Below are 20,195 nucleotides of genomic sequence, written 5' to 3'. Positions count from 1 at the left end.
ATATTTAACAGTCTATTTTTAAATAAATATAAAGATGAAGGAGATTAGTATTGAAGAACAATTAAAAGATAAAGGCATAAGAAATTCATTGCTTATTGAGGCCTTTCAAGATATTCCTGAAGCGTTTTTTTTATCAGAAAACCTACATCCTTATTTTTATGAAGATATCAGAATTGAAAAAGCCATCGAGAAAACAGAACCTAGAGTTATTGTAGTTGCCAGAATGTTAGAGCAATTGGAAGTTAAAGAGGAAGAGAAAATTTTGGTTATTGGAGTAGATTCTGTTTATATTTTGGCAGCACTTTCTAAGATTTATAAGGAGGTATACACCGTAGAAACTACTAAAACTTATGCAGAATGGGCATTAGAAGTCTTAAAGAATATAGAGGTTACGAATGTGCATATAAAAACTGGGAAACTTGTGAACGGTTGGAAAACAAAAGGCCCATTTAATGCTATCTTAAGTGCTTCAGAATTTAAAGAAGTTCCTAATACCATAAAACAACAATTAAACATAGGTGCTAAATTACTGGCTCCAGTTGGACCAGATTGGGCACACGTTATGCTAGAAATTATAGAACGCACTTCTGAAACCGATTTTATCACAAAGGCTCTACGAGATAACTATTTTATTCCAAAGCCAAAACTGATTCCTAAAATTGGGACTAAGATGTATCCTGAAAATGAAATTATAGACGAAATAGGTATTAGTTCCATTCCTTTTAAAACGATTAAAAAATTCCCAATAGATGGATTGTTAGAGCGTATAGGTGATGCTAAAGTGGTGTTATTAGGAGAAGCCTCACATGGAACGTCAGAGTTTTATGCCATGCGGCAAGAAATCACAAAAGCATTAATAGAAAAAAAAGGGTTTAACCTTGTTTGTGCAGAAGCAGATTGGTCCGATGCAGAGCAGATTAACAATTATGTAAGAAACCAATACCAATCTCAAGATTGGATGCCTTTTGCACGTTTTCCTGAATGGATGTGGAAAAATAGGGAAGTACTCGATTTTGTAGAATGGCTTAAAAAAAACAATACTAAACATAATAATACAATAGGTTTTTATGGCCTTGATTTATATGGATTAGAAAACTCTATTGATTTAGTTATTAATTATCTTGAAGAGATTGATTCAGACTTAGCAGCACTTGCAAAATTGCGTTATTCGTGTATTATGCCTTATATGTCAAATCCTACCGTATATGGTAAATTAGTAAAAAATCAGAAATTAGAGAGCTGTGAGAAAGCCGTGCTAAAAATGTTGTTTGATTTGTTAAAAAACAAAAATAAACTCAACCATTCTCAAGCCTATTTTTATGCCTACCAAAATGCGACAGTTGTGGTTGACGCAGAGCGGTATTACAAAGCTATGTACTATGGTAGCGCAGAATCTTGGAACTTGCGTGATTTTCACATGTTTTATACCTTAAAATCATTACTATCTTATCATGGTAAAGACTCAAAAGCGGTTGTTTGGGCGCATAATTCGCATATAGGAAATGCTTTGGCTACAGAAATGTACGCGAGAGGAGAAATAAATATTGGGCATTTATGCAAGGAACATTTTGAATCTAAATCTTATAATATTGGTTTTGGAACCCATACAGGAACCGTTGCTGCAGCTAAAAACTGGGGAGATGCAATGCAAGTTATGCCTATTAATAATTCTTTAGCAGAAAGCTACGAACATTTATGTCATAAAACTAACGTTACTAATTTTACATTGCCTTTAAGAGAACAATATTCAGAAAAAAACTTGAGGGAATTATTAAGCACACCAAGGTTAGAACGCGCTATTGGCGTTGTTTATAGATCAGAAACAGAATTGATGAGCCATTACTTTAAAACTGTTTTACCATCTCAATTTGATGAGTATATATGGTTCAATAAAACAAAAGCTATAACACCACTTAAAATAAAAACAGAAAAGCCTGAGCTAAAATACATGCATCCATTTGGCAGAATAGACAAATAAATAATTTCAATTTATTAATTCTAGCTATTAAAACTGTTGTATTTGTACAAACTTATATTTTCTGTATGTTATAGGTTTTTATAACTCTATACTAGCATTACTCTCAATAAATATTAAAGGATAAAGATGATTCAAAACTAAAAATCAATGATTTAGGTCATTATGTTTAATCACAAGCAAACTGACTCACATCATTTTAAAAATGTATTACTACGGCTATTTTTATTGAAACTATTGATTAAAATTAAATTAAAACGTGAAAATTAATATCCGATAGTTTATACATGTTAATGTATTATTTGAATTTTCAATTAACCATAAAATATTATGTTATGAAAAAAATTACTTTATTACTATTATTTACATTTTCGAACTTTTACGCACAGCAGCAATCCTTCGCAGTTCCCGAAACTTGGGAAATTGATTCTTGGGATGGAACAAATTGGAATTTGTCGTCTAGAACAAGCAATACGTTTAATGAAGATTGTTTTCCCATTGAAACATTACAACAAGTAGATCTCGGAGGCGTTCTTATTAATTCAATATTTATTACCACTAGTTATAATGATAATAATCAGCCAATTTTAATGATTGCACAACTTTGGAATTCTAATACAAATTCTTGGAACAATTTATTCAAAGAGGATTATACATATTCAGGAGGTAACTTAACAGAATTACTAACTTCTGTTTGGGTAAATAATACATGGCAGCAATCAGAGAAGAAAACTTCGACTTATTCTGGCTCAGAAAACCTTCTAATAAACAGCATTACTGAAGAGTGGGTGACGTCTTCAAATTCTTGGGAAAATGATGAGCGAGAAGTGTATTCTTATGAGGTGTATTCTTGTTCAGTTTTTTTTATTTCAACCATTGAAATTCAAGATTGGAATGGGACAAGTTGGGAAAACGATGCTCGTGAAGTCTATTCTTATGCTAATTGTTTAATTGCTACGTTAGAGTCTCAAGATTGGGATGGGTTCAATTGGGAAAATGAATATCGTGAAATATTTTACTATGACGGAAATGATTATTTAATAGAAATAGAAGAGGAAGACTGGAATGGTACTACTTATGAAATCGATTCTAGAATTTTAATAACAAATAGTATTGACGGAAACCCAACGGAAATGATTTCGCAAGATTGGCTCGATAATAATACATGGTTAAATACAATTAGAGATACAAGAACCTATTCTTGTTTACCATTAGCTATTACTGAAGTAGGCGAATTAATAAATTTACGGATATATCCTAATCCTGCTTCAAATAGAATTCACATTAATTCAAATTATAATTTAGATGTTTTTATTTATGATACTAATGGAAGAGAATTATGTTCAAAATTAATAAAGCAAGAACATGATATAATTGATTTAACTAACCTTTCAAATGGAATTTATATTATAAAGCTATTTTATAATAATTCTGTACATATTAAAAAATTGGTTGTAAAGCATTAATCATCAATTCTCAGCAAGTAATGCAATAGGTACTTGTTGAGAATTATTTTTGTTTTAAGAACATCTTGTCTTTGTGATTTTTGTAAGTGTTTGAGGTTCGTTAAATAAGTTTTAACTTGTGGTTTTCTTATTGAGATATGTTTTAACTTCGGTATCATCAACTTGATCGAAATTTTTGTAAAACTGACCTACAGCTCTAAAATTTTCGGGTATTGATAGACAAATAACTTCGTTAATAAATGGTGTGTTTTTTAGTTTTTGTAAAGCACTTTTAGATGATACCGGAATAGCAACCACAATTTTTTTTGGTTGCTCATCATGTAACATTTCAATAGTAGATATAATAGTATTACCTGTAGCAATACCATCATCTACAATAATTAAGATTTTATCTTTAAGTTCTTGCGGTTTTTTATTACCATAATAATCTTGATAGCGTTTGGAAAGCAAAGTTCTATTTTTTTTAGTTTCTTCCTCAATATAATTTTTAGAGACTTCTTTAGCGGCTTCACTTAAAACTAGGCTTTTTAAGGTTACGGCACCAATAGCAAATTCTTTATGCAATGGATGCCCTATTTTTTTAGAAAGTACCACTTCTAAAGGTAAATGCAGCTGTTTTGCTAAAATATATCCCATAGGCACTCCACCTCTTGGGATAGCCAAAATTAGAGCATTCTTTTCTTTGTAGGTTTCCAGTTGGTCCGCTAATAAATAAGCGGCTTCAATTCTATCTTTAAATACCATGATGTTTAGTTTTTTAAATATTTATTAAACCAATTACAGGTTAATTTTGCTACAGCTTCTAATTTTCCTGCTTCAGAAAATAAATGGGTTGCACCTTCAATAATCTCTATTTTTTTAATGCCTAAAAGTTTGGAGTAGGCTTTTTTGTTTAAATCAATAACGACACCATCGTTACCGCCAACAATTAAAAGGGTTGGGCTCTTTATTTTATCTAAAATAGTTATGGCCATATCTGGTCTACCACCTCTAGACACAATGGCTTTTATCCTTGTTCCTAAAAATGGTGTTGCCTTTAATGCAGAAGCCGCACCAGTACTTGCACCAAAAAAACCAATAGGTACATTTTGCATGTCCTTTTGTTTGGTTATCCATTTTGTAGTTGCCACCAATCGTTCAGCAAGTAAATCAATGTTAAACCTATTTTCATAAATAGTATCTTCTGCTTCCGTTAATAAATCAAATAATAACGAAGAAAAGCCTTCCTTTAACAGTAAATCTGCAACAAAATTATTTCTGCTACTCATTCTACTACTACCACTTCCGTGAGAAAAAATAACAAGTCCTTTTTGGTTTTCTGCTATATGCAGTCGTCCTTTTAAGATTGTGTTATTTATTGGGATACTTATATCTTTATATTTCATAATTTTAATTTATTATAAGTGTTTTATGTGCAGGTATTTTAATAACGACATCCACATCTGTCCATAATTTTGAAATACCATCAGTCCCTTTATGAAGCTCATAACATTCCGTATTAAGTGTTTTAAGGGCTTCTTCTCCTTTCCAATAGGTTAGATCCAAATTGGTAAAAAGCCTTATGGTATCTTTTTCAATAGCATAGGTAAATGGAATTTTTTTGGAAGTATGATTCATTTTTAAATCTATAATGCCTTCATTTTCTTTCGCTTTTGTAATTGTGCCTATTATTTTTGAAGTGTTAAACGCTTTAAAAAAATAAGTGTCTAATTTAAAATCTCGTATTGGATTGCTTGAGTTTACAGTTGCCGTAGGTATTGATAATTTTGATTTATTCAAGATGTTTTCAACAGTGCCAGAGGTCTTTTTACTTTCAAATATATAGGTGTTAAAAGTCCCTGAAACATCAACTATATTAGTGAATTTATGAGCTGTCCATAAAATTGAAATTCCAGAATTATCAATGGTGTATAGCTGTTGGTCCGAAAATTGGATTTGGTTAGAGGTCGTATTCGGTAGTTTTTTGTCTGAATTGTTGCAAGTAATCATTCCATATACCATGAGCAGATACATAAGATATTTAGAGAGACGTTTCATTATAATAAGATTCATAAAGCACTTGATTCCTTTTAAGAACAGTTTTAAAGAGGTCATCTTTGTGTTATTTTTTCTTTGTTATAGTTACTAGTTTAAAATATTATCATGTCCAAGTATCGGATAGCCCAGCATTTCTAGGGTGTGCTTAGCATGTTCAAAATCATGTTTTGTAAAAAAGTTAAAGCTTACAGTTTCCTTTTCTAAGTCAACATCTACATCACTAATATGTTGTAATTCTGTAAGTTTGCTTGTAATAGTTTTTGCACAAGTTTCACAGATGAGATTTTGTATGTGTACTGTTTTTCTCATAGTTGTAATATTGAAGGTTCTTGTTTTTTAATATTTAAAGTGTTGTTTATTAATGTTTTATTCATGTTGCTATAACCTATTTTATAAATAGCATCAATGTTTTTTTTATCGAATAAGCCATAATGCGTCAAGTTTTTTGGTGCAATTACGACGTCAAAGTGTATAAATTTTTTTTCATCACTTTTGGCTATTCTAATGTTTATAGCACGTTCAATAATGTTATAAAAGTGTTTAAAATCACTGATAGAAGCAGTTTCAAAGAGATTTAAATACACACCGATTAAAGTGTCACAATCTTTTCTAATAAGTTCTAAAGGGAAATTATTAAGCACACCACCATCAATATATAACTTGTCCTTAATTTTAACAGGAGAAAACAATCCAGGAAAAGCAGAAGAAGCTAAAATCGGTTTTATAAGTTCACCCTCACTAAAGGTTTCAAGTTTACCATCAGTAATATTTGTAGCAGTAATAAATAGTTTCTTTTTTAGTACACTAAAACTGTCTTCTGGAAATTTTTTCTTGAAAAAACTGTAATACTTTCCACTATCTATAAAGCCTGGTTTGTTGAGTGCATATTTTTTGTAGTCCAAAATTTGTACGGTTTTAAAAAATTGCATCATCTCATCACATGTATAGCCATAAGCATATAATCCACCTACAATGGCACCAGTACTTGTACCTGCTATATGTGTTGGGTAAATGTTATGTTCTTCTAAGGCTTTTATAGCACCAACATGTGCTACGCCTCGCATACCACCTCCAGAAAGTACTAAACCTATAGTCTCGCTATTCATTGCTATATAAAAATATTAAAAAACTGATTTTGATTATAATTACTGAAGTTATGGCTTAATAAATGTTCTTGAAATGACCGTGATCATTTAATCAAAAATAAGATTAACCTAATTTCATTTTTTCATTGGATAACTTTGTTTTTCTTATAATATGAAGACATTTTTTTTGTACTTATTTATTTATCATATCTATTTATATGATATTGGTTGTAAGATTCTGATATATATCATATTAAGTGGTTTTAAAAAAGGTTAATTTTATAATAGATATTTTTTATTACAACTAATTGGCGAGTTTTTATTGTATGTAGATTAAACATTCTCAATTAGTTCACTTGGAAAAAATTTAATGACATTTATTAATAAAAACAAATTATAGAAAAAAATACAACACAATTTTTAGTCACAAATGCTATTGAAAATAGTTTTGGTGTGAGAGTTGCATTTAGCACAAAAAAACTCAAATGATATTTAGGTTGTTTAATTAAAGAACTGCTTATCTCATTTATACAACCGTAATTTACAAAGTCTTTTCCGAAAATTGTAATACAGCCAGTTCTGAGTTAAAAATGCATTATAACCAACTTAATTATAAGCAATAAATGATAGGTAGTCTACAAAATGAAAGTCTTTTTCAAAGTATGTTCCAATTAACATCTGAAGGTGTTTTAGTGGTAGATAACACCGCGACTATTTTACTAGCAAATCCTGCATGCGAAAATCTGTTTGGTATTGACTCTGATGATTTATTAGGTAGGAGTTTAGATACTTTAATAACAAGTAAAAATAGAGAACAACTTATAAAATACATAATAAACTTAAAAAAAACAAGGACTAATAAAAATTTTGAAATATTAGGGGTCAAAAATGATGGAAAAGAATTTAATTTAGAAATCAAGTTAACTTCTTCGATAATTGATGGTAAAAATTTAATCATCACTTTTTTGCGAGATGTAACCAATCGAACTGAAAATCTTCTAGAAATTAAGCAAACTAATGATAAGTTAATAGAAAGTAATCAAAAATTTGATTCATTAATTAGTAATATCAAAGGTATTTTGTTTCGCTGTAAAAATAATAAAGATTATACCATGCACTATATTAGTGAAGGTTGTTTAGAAATTACAGGACATCCATTTAATGATTTTAAAAACGCGAATATAAATTACGGTCAGCTCATTATAGAAGCAGATTGCAATAACGTTTGGGAACACATACAAACTGCCGTAAAACAAAAAAAAACTTTTGACTGTAAGCATCGCATTCAACATAAAAATGGCAGTATAAAATATGTTTGGGTAAAAGGGGAAGCTGTATATAACCAAGAAAATAATGGAATCGATTTAGTAGGATTTATTACAGATATAACTGCATATAAAGAGCAGGAATTTACCATAAAGACTAATGAAGTTAAAATGAGAGCATTGTTAGATGCCATACCAGATATGATGTTTATTCAAGATCATCAAGGCAACTATCTTGATTGGTATGCAAAGAATTCTAAAAAATTATTTACAGGGCCTGAAAAATTCATTGGTTTGAATATGAAGGATGTATTACCTATATCTGTATATAAAAAAATTAAAACATCCTACAAAGATTTGCTAGCCTCTGGAAACTTACAGATAGCAGAATATAGTATTGAAGGTAAAAAAGGAATTGAACATTATGAAGCCCGTGTGGTTCATATGAACGACAATAAACTTTTAACCATTGTTAGAGATGTTACAAAAGAAAGAGAAAAGGATGAACAACTTAATATAAAAAATAATGCCTTGGCTTCTGCAAGCAATAGTATAATAATTTCAGATGCGCAAAAAAGAAATACACCAATTATTTACTGTAATGATGCTTTTGAAAAAATTACAGGCTATAGTAAAAAAGAGGTATATGGTAAAAACTGTAATTTTTTGCAAAAAGATGATAGAGATCAAGTAGAGATTAATGTTATGAAAAAGGCCATTGCAGGGGGAAAAGCCTGTCGTGTTGTACTGAGAAATTATAGAAAAGATGGGACACTTTTTTGGAATGATGTTACTATTACACCAGTTCGTAACAATAAAAATAAATTAACCCATTTCATAGGTGTTCAAAATGATGTTACAAATAAGGTTAGGGCAGTAGATCTTAAAGATAGAATTCAAAAAATACTAGAATTAATAGCTCAAGACAAGCCTTTAAAATCGATAACGAAAAAAATTATTGATACAGCAGAAATATATCTTAAAGATTGTATGGGTTCTATTTCCATATTAGATAAAGTAGATAAAACATTACACATATTAGTGGCACCAAATTTACCAAAAACATTCTGTAATTTTATTGATGGTACTGTTATTAGTCCAAAAGCAGGTACGTTTGGTGCTGCAACGTTTTTAAAAAGAGAAGTTATTGCCTCTGATATAGAAACTAACGTCTATTGTGAAGGTTATAAACATATGGCTTTAAAAAATGGTTTAAAAGCTTGTTGGTCATTCCCCATTATGTCATCTATTGATGACGTACTAGGAGTATTAAGTTTTTATAGCTCATTAGCAAGAAAACCTTTTGCTAACGAAAAAGAAATGCTTTTAGATATGACTTATCTAGCAAGTATTGCCATTGAGAAACATAATAATTTAATTGTACTAAAAGAAGGCAAAAAGCAGTTAGAAATATACGCTCAAAAATTAGAAGAAAAAGTAAAGGAACGTACAGAGGAAGTTATGGCAACTGTGAAAGAGTTGGTTGTTACTAATCTTAATCTCAAAGATCAAATACAGATTGCCAAACAAGCAGAAAGTGAGACTATCATTAGTAAATCAATTACCACAGCAATTGCAAAAAATTTTCCAAAAGGCTTAATTGTTGTTATAAATAAAGATTTTCAATTGGTCTTAGCCGAAGGGGAAGCGTTGGATCAACTTGGTTTTAAATCACTTGTCTTTGAAGGCATGAATTTAGATGATCTTTCATTTTTTGCTGAAGAACGAAAAAAAATTATAAGTGAATACATTTTTAAAACTCTCTCCGGAATCCATCTCTCGTTTGAACTTGAATATAAAAACAGATACTTCTCAGTAAACACTGCTCCATTATTTGATGAGAACAACCAAGTAACTAATGCCTTAATGGTTTACAACGATATTTCAGAGCAAAAGGAAATTGAATTTAGAATACAAAATGCACTAAAAAAAGAGCAAGAATTAAATCAACTAAAATCTCGTTTTATATCTACAGCATCCCACGAATTTAGAACTCCTTTAAGTGCTATACTAACTTCTGCGATTTTAATACGCAAACAAAATGGATATGGAACAGAGGTGAAAAGAGAAAAATACGTATTACAAATTGAACAGAATGTAAATCACCTTATCACTATTTTAAACGATTTTCTCTCATTAAGTAAATTAGAAGAGGGTAAAACAAAAGCTGTAAAAGAACACTTCGAAATTATCCATTTTGTTAAAATATTGATTAATGAAAGTAAAGTGACTCTGAAAAAAGAACAGCAAATCAGTTTTAATTCAAGTCTGTTGCATTTAATTGTAAATCTAGATGCTAAATTACTTCGTCGAATAATTACAAATCTCATATCTAACGCATCAAAATACTCCGTAGTAAATTCAATTATAAATATAAAAATAGATAAAAACAAAGATAAAGTATTAATAGAAATTAAAGATAGCGGTATTGGGATTCCTCAGGAAGAACAAGACCAATTGTTTAATCGTTTTTTTAGAGCAAATAATGCTATAAATATAGAAGGAACAGGTCTAGGATTAAATATAGCGAAGCACTATACCGAGCTAATGGGTGGAACTATTAGTTTTGAAAGTAAACTAAATGAAGGCACCACGTTTTGCGTTGAATTGCCCATTAATAATAATGAATGAGGTCTCAATAATTTGGGAATAAAAATATAATTTTCGATGAAAAAAGTACTGATTATAGAAGACAATGAGATTGTTCGTGAAAATACAGCAGACATTCTAGAACTTGCAGGTTATAGCACTGTAACAGCCGAAAATGGAAAAGTAGGTGTAGAAAAGGCAAAGCATTTACTTCCTGATGTTATTGTGTGCGATATTATGATGCCAGAATTAGACGGTTATGAAGTGTTACAAGATTTAAACAAAAACACCAATACAGCTAGTATTCCATTTATTTTTCTCACAGCTAAGACAGAAAAAATAGACATGCGAAAAGGCATGAATCTAGGTGCAGACGATTATTTAACCAAGCCGTTTAGTGAAAAAGAATTGTTAGAAGCTATAGAATGTCGTTTGAAAAAACACGATTTTTTAAAGCAGCACTATTCTCCTTCGATTGAAGGCGTTAGACAATTTATAAAAGCAGCATCTAACTATTTGGATTTAGACCATTTATCTAGAGATTATTCACCGCAAAAACATAGTAAGGGATTTGTACTCTATAGGGAAAACAATAGGGCTAATTATTTATATTTTATACAACGTGGAGCAGTAAAGACTTATAAAACCACCGAAAAGGGTAAAGAGTTTGTTACAGGCTTGTGCAGCGCTGGTCATTTTGTTGGCCAGTTATCATTATTGTCAGACCATGGGAGCTATATAGAATCTGCAGCAATACTTGAAGATGCAGAACTGTACGAAATTCCGAAATCGGATTTTACAACCCTTTTGCACACCAATAAAGATGTTGCCAATAAGTTTGTTAGTATAATATCAAATAATTTAGTAGAAGTACAAGAACAACTAATTAACGTGGCTTTTGGAACTGTAAGACAACGTGTGGCTAAAACTTTATTAGACATACATAACAAGTCTATTTTACTAAATAACGAAAACAATGGTATAAGTATTAGTAGAGAGGATTTTGCGGGTCTTATTGGTACAGCTACAGAAACGGCCATTCGTATGCTCACCGAATTTAAGAATGAAGGTTTAATAACCATTGGCCATGCTAGAAAAATAGTGATAGACGACAAAGAAACCCTTGAGGATATTGCCCTGTTTGGTTAAACCTACATTGTATGACACATATTGAGCCTAAAATAATCCGTCAAATTTTTGTGTTACTATTAATTATATTTACTGGTAGTTTAATTTTTTACGAAATACTTCCTTATTTAACAGGTGTTTTAGGCGCAATTACATTTTACATTTTATTAAAAAGTATAATGAAAAAATTAGTGTTTCATTACTGCTGGAAACCTGCACTAGCTGCTGCTACATTAATGATAGGTTCTTTTTTTGTTATTCTAATTCCTCTTATTGGTTTTGGATTATTGTTAGGTGAAAAAATTTCTGACATAGCTCGTAATAGCGAAAAAGTAATTAATGCTCTTAAAGATTTAATGGGAAATCTGGAAACTGAAATAGGAATAGACATTAATTCTCAGATCGATACACAATCAGTTACCACTTTTTTAACGGAGCGTATACAGAATATGGCAGGCAGTACTTTTAATCTATTTATAGCTATCAGTATTATGTACTTTATGCTCTATTTTATGCTAATTAGCTTTAAAAAACTAAGGCAGGCTTTTACTGATTTTATTCCTATGAGTTCTAAGAATATTGATGAAATTAGTGGCGAGGTACAATCCATGGTGAAATCTAATGCTATTGGTATTCCTTTAGTTGCTTTAGCACAAGGTTTTATTGCGCTTATTGGGTTTGTGATTTTTGGTATTGAAGATGCGCTATTTTGGTTTGCAATTACAACTATTGGTTCGCTAATTCCTTTTGTTGGTATATCGATAGGAATTGTACCAGTATTTTTACTTGCTTTATCTTATGGTAATTCTTTTCAGGCTTGGGGAATTTTAACTTATGGTACCGTAGTCGTTGGTGCTACAGATAACCTTTTAAGGTTATATATTCTCAAAAAACTAGATGATGTGCATCCATTGATTACACTTTTTGGAGTACTTGTAGGTATTCCTTTATTTGGGTTTATTGGAGTGATTTTTGGTCCTCTATTGGTAAGTGTTTTTTTAGGATTGATTAAGATTTATAAGGCTGAATATGGAAAGTTATCGGAATATAGCACTGACGACGTTTAATGATGATAATTAATCATAGTAAATTCATTCTAAAAAAACAGATAGTCTTTTGGGTTTCAATAATCCTCAAGCATGAGTTCGTATAATGCAAACGCTAATGTTATGCCGTTAAATAGGTTTAAGACAATGTGGTAAGTGCATTTTATTTTTACTTCTGAAAAATTTTGGAACATTAATTTACCAATTAAACAGCAAAATTTAATTATGTTTTAGGAAATTTATGCCTAGAACTTTTGTTTTGTAAACTGAATATGTAATCTACAGGTTATTATGCTATATACTTGTATTAAATCTCAGTTGGTATTAGTCAAAATATCCAATAATAGCGATTTAGAAGTATCTTGATAATCTTTTCTTGAAGAATGTCACCAATTTCTAATGCAATATGTTTTGGATAAGGCAAATATTTCGCTTTATGGTAATTATAAATCAACAGCTCTTTTTCTATGGACTTTTGTAGTTTTAGTATGTTGAGATGTGTGTCAATTTCTTCAAAAGAATTGTAGTATTTGAGTATCATAATTTATTAAACTAATGTGAAGAGTAAAACCTGATTATTGGTTTGTTTAGTTTTTTCCGAATTTTATAAGAGAGTAGGGCTAAAAGCATTAAGAACACGCTTACAATTACAAACCCGAGCCAGGTGCTTCCCAATGTTTGTCTTATGACATAAGATATTGCAATAGATAAAACAAATAAGGCTAGTAACAAGAGTGATCCTACAAATGCAGTTTGAAAAAAACTAGTTACTAACCTCTTAAGTATTTTAAATAACTATGTGCATCTACATTCTTTAATCGTTTCTTTAAATTGATCAAAAGTCATGTAAGTCTTTATTTATGCAGTTGTGCATTTTTTTTCTTAAGACCTTCAAGTTTAGCTTCTAAGGATGTAATTAAATCTTCTGCTTTATAACTCATGTTAGAAACAGTCTCATCTAATTTTTTATCAAAAGCTTCCTTTTTTTCATGAGCAGTTTTAGTAAGTTCGTCTTTAGCTTGTTTTAAACGATTAGAAATATCGTGTGTAGTATCTGCTACTGTATGTTTTATTTTTTCTCTAGTTTCGCTACCTTTAAATGGTGCAAATAGAATACCTAGACCTGCACCAATGGCTGTGCCAGTTACAAAGGATATAAATAGATTTCCATTATTATTTTCCATGGTGTAATTATTTAAGTTGTTATTTTTTATATACTATAAAGATAATTAGCGATTGCCTTTTCTAAAATGATACAGATCAGTTGTTAAAGTTTTATTTACGGTTTTAACATATCAAATTGCGTTTGGTTTTCTTAGATTGACCTACATCATTTACAATAGGCCTTAAAGGACTTAACTTAGTTTTGTTAGGTATTATACCAACTATATTAAAATAATGATGTCAAATAACCTCAACACAGAGCAAAAACAAGTATCTTTTAAAGCCTATAAAGATCTACGGCAATTAGAAAATGCTTTGAAAGATTTAAAAGAAGCAAACACCAATCTTTTTCATCTTTCTATTTTAGGGAAAGTGAACCAATTTTGTATGGATAAAGATATTATGTATTCAATGGATAATAGTATTATTAAGTTATATTGGCAGGATTTAATGGGTAAGACTGTAAATTTTGGTTCTTATTATAATCCAGAAAGCGGATCTGTATTTGTTGTAGGATATTTAATGACAATATTTCTTCATAAAATTAACGGGAAATCTTTAGCGACATTATCTTCTGGTTCTTACGGAATTTTTAGAGGAATTGGTGGTAGTGAAGCACAAGCAACAATGTCTTTAAAAATGTTGAATAGCGGTTGTTATTTGTTAATTTTAAGAGGAGACAAAAGTGAATTGAATTTTCTTTAATGTTGAAAATGATTTTAAAGCGTAAACAAATTCAAGTTATTCCTTTATAAATTCTAGGCTAATTATTTTTCCATGCCTTAAAATAGTCATAGAAAGATTATCTCCTTTTTTGTAAGTATCCATTTTTGTTTTAATTAGGTTTTTGAAGTTGGATTGGCTAAAATTTACATCAATAAAATTTAAAATAATATCACCACCAATTAAGAGTTTTACACCATCAATAGTAGCTTCAATAAAACCACCTCTAAGACCTATTTTACTAGCTGCTCCTTTAGATGATAAACTAAGTACTAGCAATCCAGATTCTTGAGGTATATTTAGAGCTTTAGCGACATTTCCGGTTACCAATATAGAATTCATTCCTGTCCATAAATTAGGTTCATCCATTAATGTTTTTTTTGCTGTATTAGAAGAGATAGCAAATGCAAGCCCATTAAAACTACCAGATTCACTATGAATTCTGCTAGTAATTCCTATAATTTCCCCTTTCATATTAAACATTGGACCTCCAGAATTTCCGTGATTAATTGCAGCATCCGTTTGAAGAAATTCAACATTCGCTAAACTGCTATTTGAAGGATCTAAATAATGTTTACCACTAATAATTCCTTTAGATAAAGTTTGTTTAATGCCAAATGGTGCGCCAATCACAAAAATATCATCACCAATGTTTTGCATATCAGAATTTCCAATTTTTGCGACTTTTTTGTTCTTTAAGTGAAATTCACCTTTAATTTTAATTAATGCAACATCCGCTAATGGGTTTGATGACAAAACATCAGCTTCAAAGAGTTCACCATCTAAAAATTCTACCTGAACTAATTCCGCAGATTGCACCACATGGGCTGCGGTCCAAATTAGACCATCTTCAGATATTAAAACACCAGATCCTTGAGTGGCTTTTGCTAGTAAATTTAAATCATCATTAACTTTTCTTGATTCAACAGTAATAATATTGATGACTACTACAGACGACTTTACGTCATTATAAAGTTCGGAAAGATTTTGTGAATTTACAATAACAGTAAATAAGAGTAATAGAGAAAGACATAGTTTGTTCATTATTATTAGTTTGATACATTTAGAATATGTTCTAAATCAAAAACGGGAAGCCAAGGCTTCCCGTTTTCTAATGAAGTGACTATTTTTATTTATACCTACACTAAAAATACTCTTTTTCTAACATTAGAATATATTAGTTGTAGTAATAAATAATTTCAATCGCTCCATATAGGTTATAGTTGTTTTATGGTATTTGTTAACCAATACTTAAAGTAACCTGGGACAACTAAATGTCCCAGATTACTGGTGCACAATGTTCTTAATAGACTTAATCTGATTTTGCATTCACTTCTTCAAAGTAAAAACAATAGGCTTAAAGCTATCAAGCACAGTTGAACACCTAAAGTCTCTGTTGCATTGCTACAACAAGACCCTATTTTTTATGTTTTCAAAGAACTATCTTATTAATTATACTGCTAATTTACAACTGCTTTTTAGAGTATAAACTGACCCAGGTCAGTCTGAGTAATATTTTTTAAAATAGAAACTGGAAGCCTAAACTTCCAGTTTCCTGTTGAGACGATTCATTTTATCTGTACGTCTAACCAACCAATCAAACCTTCCATTTCTGGATTTTTTAAAAGATTAATTTTAGTAAAACAAATTCAATCGCTTCAAACTAGTTGCACTTACTTTACAGTAGTTGACAACCAATGTTTTAAATAATCTGGGACAACTAAATGTCCCAGATTACTGGTGCACAATGTTCTTTACAGTCTTAGTCATCTTGCATACACTTCTTTTACAAAGTCAACACAATACGTTTAAAGCTTTCAAGTACAGTTTTGCACCTAAGGCCATTGTTGTATTGCTACACCAAGACCCTGTTTTTTATGTTTTCAAAGAACTATCTTATTAATTATACTGCTAATTTACAACTGCTTTTTAGAGTATAAACTGACCTAGGTCAGTCTGAGTAATATTTTTTAAAATAGAAACTGGAAGCCTAAACTTCCAGTTTCCTGTTGAAACGATTCATTTTATCTGTACGTCTAACCAACCAATCAAACCTTCCATTTCTGGAATTTTAAAAGATCAATTTTAGTAAAACAAATTCAATCGCTTCATACTGGTTACACTTACTTTACAGTAGTTGATAACCAATGTTTTAAATAATCTGGGACAACTAAATGTCCCAGATTACTGGTGCACAATGTTCTTAATAGACTTAATCTGATTTTGCATTCACTTCTTTTACAAAGTCAACACAATACGTTTAAAGCTTTCAAGTACAGTTTTGCACCTAAGGCCATTGTTGTATTGCTGCACCAAGACCCTATTTTTTATGTTTTCAAAGAACTATCTTATTAATTATAATGCTAATTTACAACTGCTTTTTAGAGTATGAACTGACCCAGATCAGTCTGAATAATTTTTATTAATTAATTTACAAATTTGCCCTAAAGATTATTTATTACTCATTTTCAAAGGCTTTACGTTTGTCTAGATGAATTGTTTGAAATATTTTATTAATTCTAAACAAATATGTGCTCGAAAATAAGACCTTTTAATCGTTTGGGTAATTCTCCTCTTATATCATCCAGCTCGCCACTAGAGATATATCTTCTTAAAACTAAGAATGTTGAGTATATATAATCTTCGGCGATTTCATCTGATTCAAAATCATACAAAGATGTTTTGCCATCAAACGACCTAATGAGATCTATAAAACCTTCCACATCTTTTATTCTTTTTTTATTTGTTTTAATAGACCAGCCATTTACATAAACTGCTTTTAAAAACATAGGAAGCTGGGCTATAAGTTGTAAGGATTCTTCAACTGAGATTATAGAACGTAAGCCATGTAAAATAGAACTAAGTACACGACCAGCTCTATCTGGGTCTTCAGAAAGGCATAGCTCTTTGGCATATTCCTTTAGAAACGTATTTCCTTCTGCTGCGTATTGATTAAAATTTAGTGACATAGTATCTGTTTTTAGGTTAAATGTATATTCGAATTAGCTATTTTTAAATAGTATTGAGTTAAATTATTTTAATAAATAGGTTAATAGTGATTATGAAATATGCATTACAGCGAAATTTGAATTACTATCAAAGGAACCAAAACCTTTTCAATTTCAAAATGATACACGTCAGTAGCCAATAACTTTATTTATAAAAAATAAAGTCATTGGCTTTGTTAGCGACTTTCAAACTTTCTTCTGCTTTATTAATATTTTCAATACCTTGTAATAAAGCATCTGGATTAAATGAAATGCTATCAATACCTTCGTTAACTAAAAAGGCGGCAAATTCTGGGAAATCACTTGGTGCTTGTCCGCACAAGCCTATTTTAGTCTGCGTTTTTATAGCTGATTGGATCGCCATTTTAATCATTTGTTTTGCAGCGGCATCGTTTTCATCAAATAGTTTTCCCATGAGTTCTGAATCTCTATCAATACCTAATGTAAGTTGTGTTAGGTCGTTTGAGCCAATAGAAAACCCATCAAATATTTCGGCAAATTTTTCAGCTAAAATCACATTGCTCGGAATTTCAACCATGGTATAGATTTCCAATCCATTTTCACTTTGCTTCAACCCGTTTTCGGCCATTGTAGCTATTACTTTTTTACCTTCATTTAAGGTTCTACAAAACGGAATCATAACTTTTAGATTTATGAGTCCCATTTGTTCTCTTACTTTTTTAATAGCTTCACATTCTAGCGCAAAACCTGCTTTATATAAATCATTATAATAGCGTGATGCACCTCTAAAGCCCAACATTGGGTTTTCTTCATGAGGCTCAAAATCTTTTCCTCCTATTAAATTGGCATATTCATTAGTTTTAAAATCACTTAAGCGCACAATCACTTCTTTTGGATAAAAAGCAGCTACAATGGTTGCGATTCCTTGTGATAGTTTATCTACGAAATATTCTTTTTTGTCTTTATAAGTTTCAGTGATTGTTGTAATTTCTTTTTTTAACGAGATATCTGTTAGTTGATCAAATTTTACTAATGCCATAGGATGAATCTTAACATTATGAGTTATAATGAACTCCATTCGTAATAATCCCACACCATCATTAGGATAAAAGGATAGGGGAAAGGCATTTTCAGGATCAGCGAGAATCATTTTCACCTCCGTTTTTGGCATTTTAATGTTTTGAAAATCTATCTCTTTTTCTTCAAAAGAGAGTTCTCCCTTATAAATATATCCCGTTTTTCCCTGAGCACAGGATATAGTAATTATAGTGCCGTCTATAATAGTCTTTGTGGCATCTCCACAGCCCACAATGGCAGGTACACCTAACTCTCGTGCGACGATGGCTGCATGACTAGTTCTACCTCCTTTGTTAGTTACAATACCAGAGACTTGCTTTAGTAGTGGATCCCAATCTGGCGTAATTGTGTCAGTAATTATTATTGTATTTGGTACCAAAGAACCGACGTTTTTAGGGGATTTTAAAAAACAAGCTTTTCCAACTTTAATTTTAGAGCCAATGGCATTTCCTTGGGATAGAATGGTCCCTTTTTCTAAGAGTTTGTATTCAATAAGACTATTTTTATTTCGAGTTTGGTGTACCGTTTCTGGACGTGCTTGAGTGATAAATAACTGATTTGTAATGCCATCTTTTGCCCATTCTATGTCCATAGGTTTTTGATAATGATCTTCTATCAATTTTGCCCAATTTGAAAGTTTTATAATTTCCTTATCGGTTAGTACAAATTGTTGTTGTTTATTTTTTGGTGTGTTTGAATTAACAATACTTTGCTCTTGCGTTTTATTTGCGTATATCATTGATAGTTTTTTGTCTCCCATTTTTTTCTGAATAATAGGATATTTACCTTGTTTCAAACTAGGTTTAAAGACATAAAATTCATCCGGATTTACAGTGCCTTGTACAATGTTTTCTCCCAATCCCCAAACACCAGATAATACAATAACATTCTCAAAACCAGACTCTGGTTCTATGGTGAAACCTACACCAGAACAGCCTTTATCTGAGCGTACCATAAGTTGCATACCAACAGATAAAGCAATAGTATGATGTTTAAAACCTTTGTCTTCACGATATTTTATAGCACGATTGGTATATAAGGATGCATAACATTTTTTTACAGCTTCTAGTAATTCATCCTCGCCTTTAATATTTAAATACGTTTCGTGCTGTCCTGCAAAACTAGCATCTGGAAGATCCTCAGCAGTGGCACTACTTCTAACTGCCACTTCTTTTAAGTCCTTGCCACATAAACTAGTATAAGATTTCTTTATGTCTTTGGAAAACGCAGATGAAAAAGTACCATTTAGAATATATTTTCGTGCTTGTTCTCCAATAGTTTCTAGATTGGAATAGTCTTTTCTATTAAGCTTTGTTAGCAATTGTTTTAGAGGTGTTTCAATTTTATTTTCTTTTAAAAACTCCCAAAAAGCATAGGATGTAGTAGCAAAGCCATTAGGTATAGAAACACCTTTTGAAGTTAACTTATTATACATTTCGCCTAAAGATGCGTTTTTACCTCCTACAGTACAAACATCTTTTATACCAATTTCACTGAATTTTTTAATACGAGATTCCATAGTTTCTTTAATATATTGGATTCATAATTCTTAAAAATAGTGGTTGTATCTATTTTATGAAATGACCCTCGTCACTCTAATAAAATTAAAAAAATGTGAGATTGACCTAGGTCATTTCTAGATAGTGCATCTCAAATTATTTTCGTGATAGT

Annotated in this window: 16 protein-coding genes; 6 read left to right on the top strand and 10 right to left on the bottom strand. The window is 30.7% G+C overall.

What is annotated here, in order from left to right:
• The first annotated feature begins 34 nt into the window (after positions 1 to 34).
• Entirely contained in the window at positions 35 to 1,978 is a 1,944-nt protein-coding gene (locus tag BLT80_RS16840) for an erythromycin esterase family protein (protein WP_092470146.1), read from the top strand.
• 332 nt (positions 1,979 to 2,310) lie between these two features.
• Complete coding sequence (locus BLT80_RS16835) at positions 2,311 to 3,441, top strand: T9SS type A sorting domain-containing protein (protein WP_175455640.1); 1,131 nt, start codon at positions 2,311 to 2,313, stop codon at positions 3,439 to 3,441.
• Between the two features lie 111 nt (positions 3,442 to 3,552).
• Here the strand turns inward: BLT80_RS16835 and BLT80_RS16830 are convergent, their stop codons facing one another.
• The 5 genes from BLT80_RS16830 to BLT80_RS16810 all read right to left on the bottom strand — a co-directional run bounded on the left by BLT80_RS16830 (position 3,553) and on the right by BLT80_RS16810 (position 6,584).
• Positions 3,553 to 4,185 carry a phosphoribosyltransferase gene (locus BLT80_RS16830; protein ID WP_092470142.1) on the bottom strand — a complete coding sequence of 211 codons (633 nt, stop codon included), beginning with the start codon at positions 4,183 to 4,185 and terminating at the stop codon, positions 3,553 to 3,555.
• 5 nt (positions 4,186 to 4,190) lie between these two features.
• Positions 4,191 to 4,826, bottom strand: a complete 636-nt coding sequence (locus BLT80_RS16825; protein WP_092470140.1) for a dienelactone hydrolase family protein — start codon at positions 4,824 to 4,826, stop codon at positions 4,191 to 4,193.
• 4 nt (positions 4,827 to 4,830) lie between these two features.
• Positions 4,831 to 5,493: a YceI family protein gene (locus BLT80_RS16820; RefSeq protein WP_175455639.1), complete on the bottom strand. Its 663-nt coding sequence runs from the start codon at positions 5,491 to 5,493 to the stop codon at positions 4,831 to 4,833.
• A 72-nt stretch (positions 5,494 to 5,565) separates the two neighbouring features.
• On the bottom strand, positions 5,566 to 5,787 hold the full coding sequence (locus BLT80_RS16815) for a heavy-metal-associated domain-containing protein (RefSeq protein ID WP_092470136.1): 222 nt from the start codon (positions 5,785 to 5,787) through the stop codon (positions 5,566 to 5,568).
• Positions 5,784 to 6,584 (bottom strand): patatin-like phospholipase family protein, encoded by an 801-nt coding sequence (locus tag BLT80_RS16810; protein ID WP_092470134.1) that lies wholly within the window; start codon positions 6,582 to 6,584, stop codon positions 5,784 to 5,786. Before BLT80_RS16810 ends, BLT80_RS16815 begins: the two co-directional genes overlap by 4 nt.
• Before the next feature lie 602 nt (positions 6,585 to 7,186).
• Here BLT80_RS16810 and BLT80_RS16805 point away from each other — a divergent pair.
• From BLT80_RS16805 to BLT80_RS16795, 3 genes are read left to right on the top strand one after another with little or no spacing between them, the layout of a single operon-like run.
• Entirely contained in the window at positions 7,187 to 10,459 is a 3,273-nt protein-coding gene (locus tag BLT80_RS16805; protein ID WP_092470132.1) for a PAS domain S-box protein, read from the top strand.
• 36 nt (positions 10,460 to 10,495) lie between these two features.
• A complete protein-coding gene (locus BLT80_RS16800; protein WP_092470130.1) occupies positions 10,496 to 11,566 on the top strand; it encodes a response regulator in 1,071 nt (356 codons plus the stop codon).
• Between the two features lie 11 nt (positions 11,567 to 11,577).
• Positions 11,578 to 12,612, top strand: coding sequence for an AI-2E family transporter (locus BLT80_RS16795; protein ID WP_092470128.1), 1,035 nt, complete (start codon positions 11,578 to 11,580; stop codon positions 12,610 to 12,612).
• A 307-nt stretch (positions 12,613 to 12,919) separates the two neighbouring features.
• On the opposite strand, the gene BLT80_RS16790 is transcribed toward BLT80_RS16795, so the two are convergent.
• Together BLT80_RS16790 and BLT80_RS16785 are read right to left on the bottom strand one after the other, a co-directional pair.
• The gene (locus tag BLT80_RS16790; protein ID WP_092470126.1) at positions 12,920 to 13,132 is read right to left on the bottom strand and encodes a DUF6327 family protein; all 213 of its coding nucleotides are present in this window, start codon (positions 13,130 to 13,132) and stop codon (positions 12,920 to 12,922) included.
• Positions 13,133 to 13,445: 313 nt separating this feature from the next.
• Positions 13,446 to 13,775 (bottom strand): YtxH domain-containing protein, encoded by a 330-nt coding sequence (locus BLT80_RS16785; RefSeq protein ID WP_092470124.1) that lies wholly within the window; start codon positions 13,773 to 13,775, stop codon positions 13,446 to 13,448.
• Positions 13,776 to 13,989: 214 nt separating this feature from the next.
• On the opposite strand from BLT80_RS16785, the gene BLT80_RS16780 reads away from it, so the two are divergent.
• Positions 13,990 to 14,460, top strand: a complete 471-nt coding sequence (locus BLT80_RS16780) for a hypothetical protein (RefSeq protein ID WP_139181094.1) — start codon at positions 13,990 to 13,992, stop codon at positions 14,458 to 14,460.
• Positions 14,461 to 14,496: 36 nt separating this feature from the next.
• Here the strand turns inward: BLT80_RS16780 and BLT80_RS16775 are convergent, their stop codons facing one another.
• The 3 genes from BLT80_RS16775 to ppsA all read right to left on the bottom strand — a co-directional run bounded on the left by BLT80_RS16775 (position 14,497) and on the right by ppsA (position 20,043).
• The gene (locus BLT80_RS16775; RefSeq protein WP_092470120.1) at positions 14,497 to 15,522 is read right to left on the bottom strand and encodes a S1C family serine protease; all 1,026 of its coding nucleotides are present in this window, start codon (positions 15,520 to 15,522) and stop codon (positions 14,497 to 14,499) included.
• A 1,475-nt stretch (positions 15,523 to 16,997) separates the two neighbouring features.
• A complete protein-coding gene (locus BLT80_RS16770) occupies positions 16,998 to 17,447 on the bottom strand; it encodes a DUF2267 domain-containing protein (RefSeq protein WP_092470117.1) in 450 nt (149 codons plus the stop codon).
• 184 nt (positions 17,448 to 17,631) lie between these two features.
• Positions 17,632 to 20,043: a phosphoenolpyruvate synthase gene (gene ppsA, locus BLT80_RS16765; protein WP_092470115.1), complete on the bottom strand. Its 2,412-nt coding sequence runs from the start codon at positions 20,041 to 20,043 to the stop codon at positions 17,632 to 17,634.
• Positions 20,044 to 20,195 lie beyond the last annotated feature (152 nt).

It is taken from the genome of Winogradskyella thalassocola (assembly GCF_900099995.1).
In the GTDB taxonomy this organism is placed as follows: domain Bacteria; phylum Bacteroidota; class Bacteroidia; order Flavobacteriales; family Flavobacteriaceae; genus Winogradskyella; species Winogradskyella thalassocola.
Note: the sequence above shows the minus strand (reverse complement) of the source record. Positions and strands in the feature narration are given on the sequence as shown.

Coding starts and splice junctions, on each gene's coding strand:
- BLT80_RS16840 (WP_092470146.1), top strand. CDS start 35: ATGAAGGAGATTAGTATTGAAGAACAATTAAAAGATAAAGGCATAAGA.
- BLT80_RS16835 (WP_175455640.1), top strand. CDS start 2,311: ATGAAAAAAATTACTTTATTACTATTATTTACATTTTCGAACTTTTAC.
- BLT80_RS16830 (WP_092470142.1), bottom strand. CDS start 4,185: ATGGTATTTAAAGATAGAATTGAAGCCGCTTATTTATTAGCGGACCAA.
- BLT80_RS16825 (WP_092470140.1), bottom strand. CDS start 4,826: ATGAAATATAAAGATATAAGTATCCCAATAAATAACACAATCTTAAAA.
- BLT80_RS16820 (WP_175455639.1), bottom strand. CDS start 5,493: ATGAATCTTATTATAATGAAACGTCTCTCTAAATATCTTATGTATCTG.
- BLT80_RS16815 (WP_092470136.1), bottom strand. CDS start 5,787: ATGAGAAAAACAGTACACATACAAAATCTCATCTGTGAAACTTGTGCA.
- BLT80_RS16810 (WP_092470134.1), bottom strand. CDS start 6,584: ATGAATAGCGAGACTATAGGTTTAGTACTTTCTGGAGGTGGTATGCGA.
- BLT80_RS16805 (WP_092470132.1), top strand. CDS start 7,187: ATGATAGGTAGTCTACAAAATGAAAGTCTTTTTCAAAGTATGTTCCAA.
- BLT80_RS16800 (WP_092470130.1), top strand. CDS start 10,496: ATGAAAAAAGTACTGATTATAGAAGACAATGAGATTGTTCGTGAAAAT.
- BLT80_RS16795 (WP_092470128.1), top strand. CDS start 11,578: ATGACACATATTGAGCCTAAAATAATCCGTCAAATTTTTGTGTTACTA.
- BLT80_RS16790 (WP_092470126.1), bottom strand. CDS start 13,132: ATGATACTCAAATACTACAATTCTTTTGAAGAAATTGACACACATCTC.
- BLT80_RS16785 (WP_092470124.1), bottom strand. CDS start 13,775: ATGGAAAATAATAATGGAAATCTATTTATATCCTTTGTAACTGGCACA.
- BLT80_RS16780 (WP_139181094.1), top strand. CDS start 13,990: ATGATGTCAAATAACCTCAACACAGAGCAAAAACAAGTATCTTTTAAA.
- BLT80_RS16775 (WP_092470120.1), bottom strand. CDS start 15,522: ATGAACAAACTATGTCTTTCTCTATTACTCTTATTTACTGTTATTGTA.
- BLT80_RS16770 (WP_092470117.1), bottom strand. CDS start 17,447: ATGTCACTAAATTTTAATCAATACGCAGCAGAAGGAAATACGTTTCTA.
- ppsA (WP_092470115.1), bottom strand. CDS start 20,043: ATGGAATCTCGTATTAAAAAATTCAGTGAAATTGGTATAAAAGATGTT.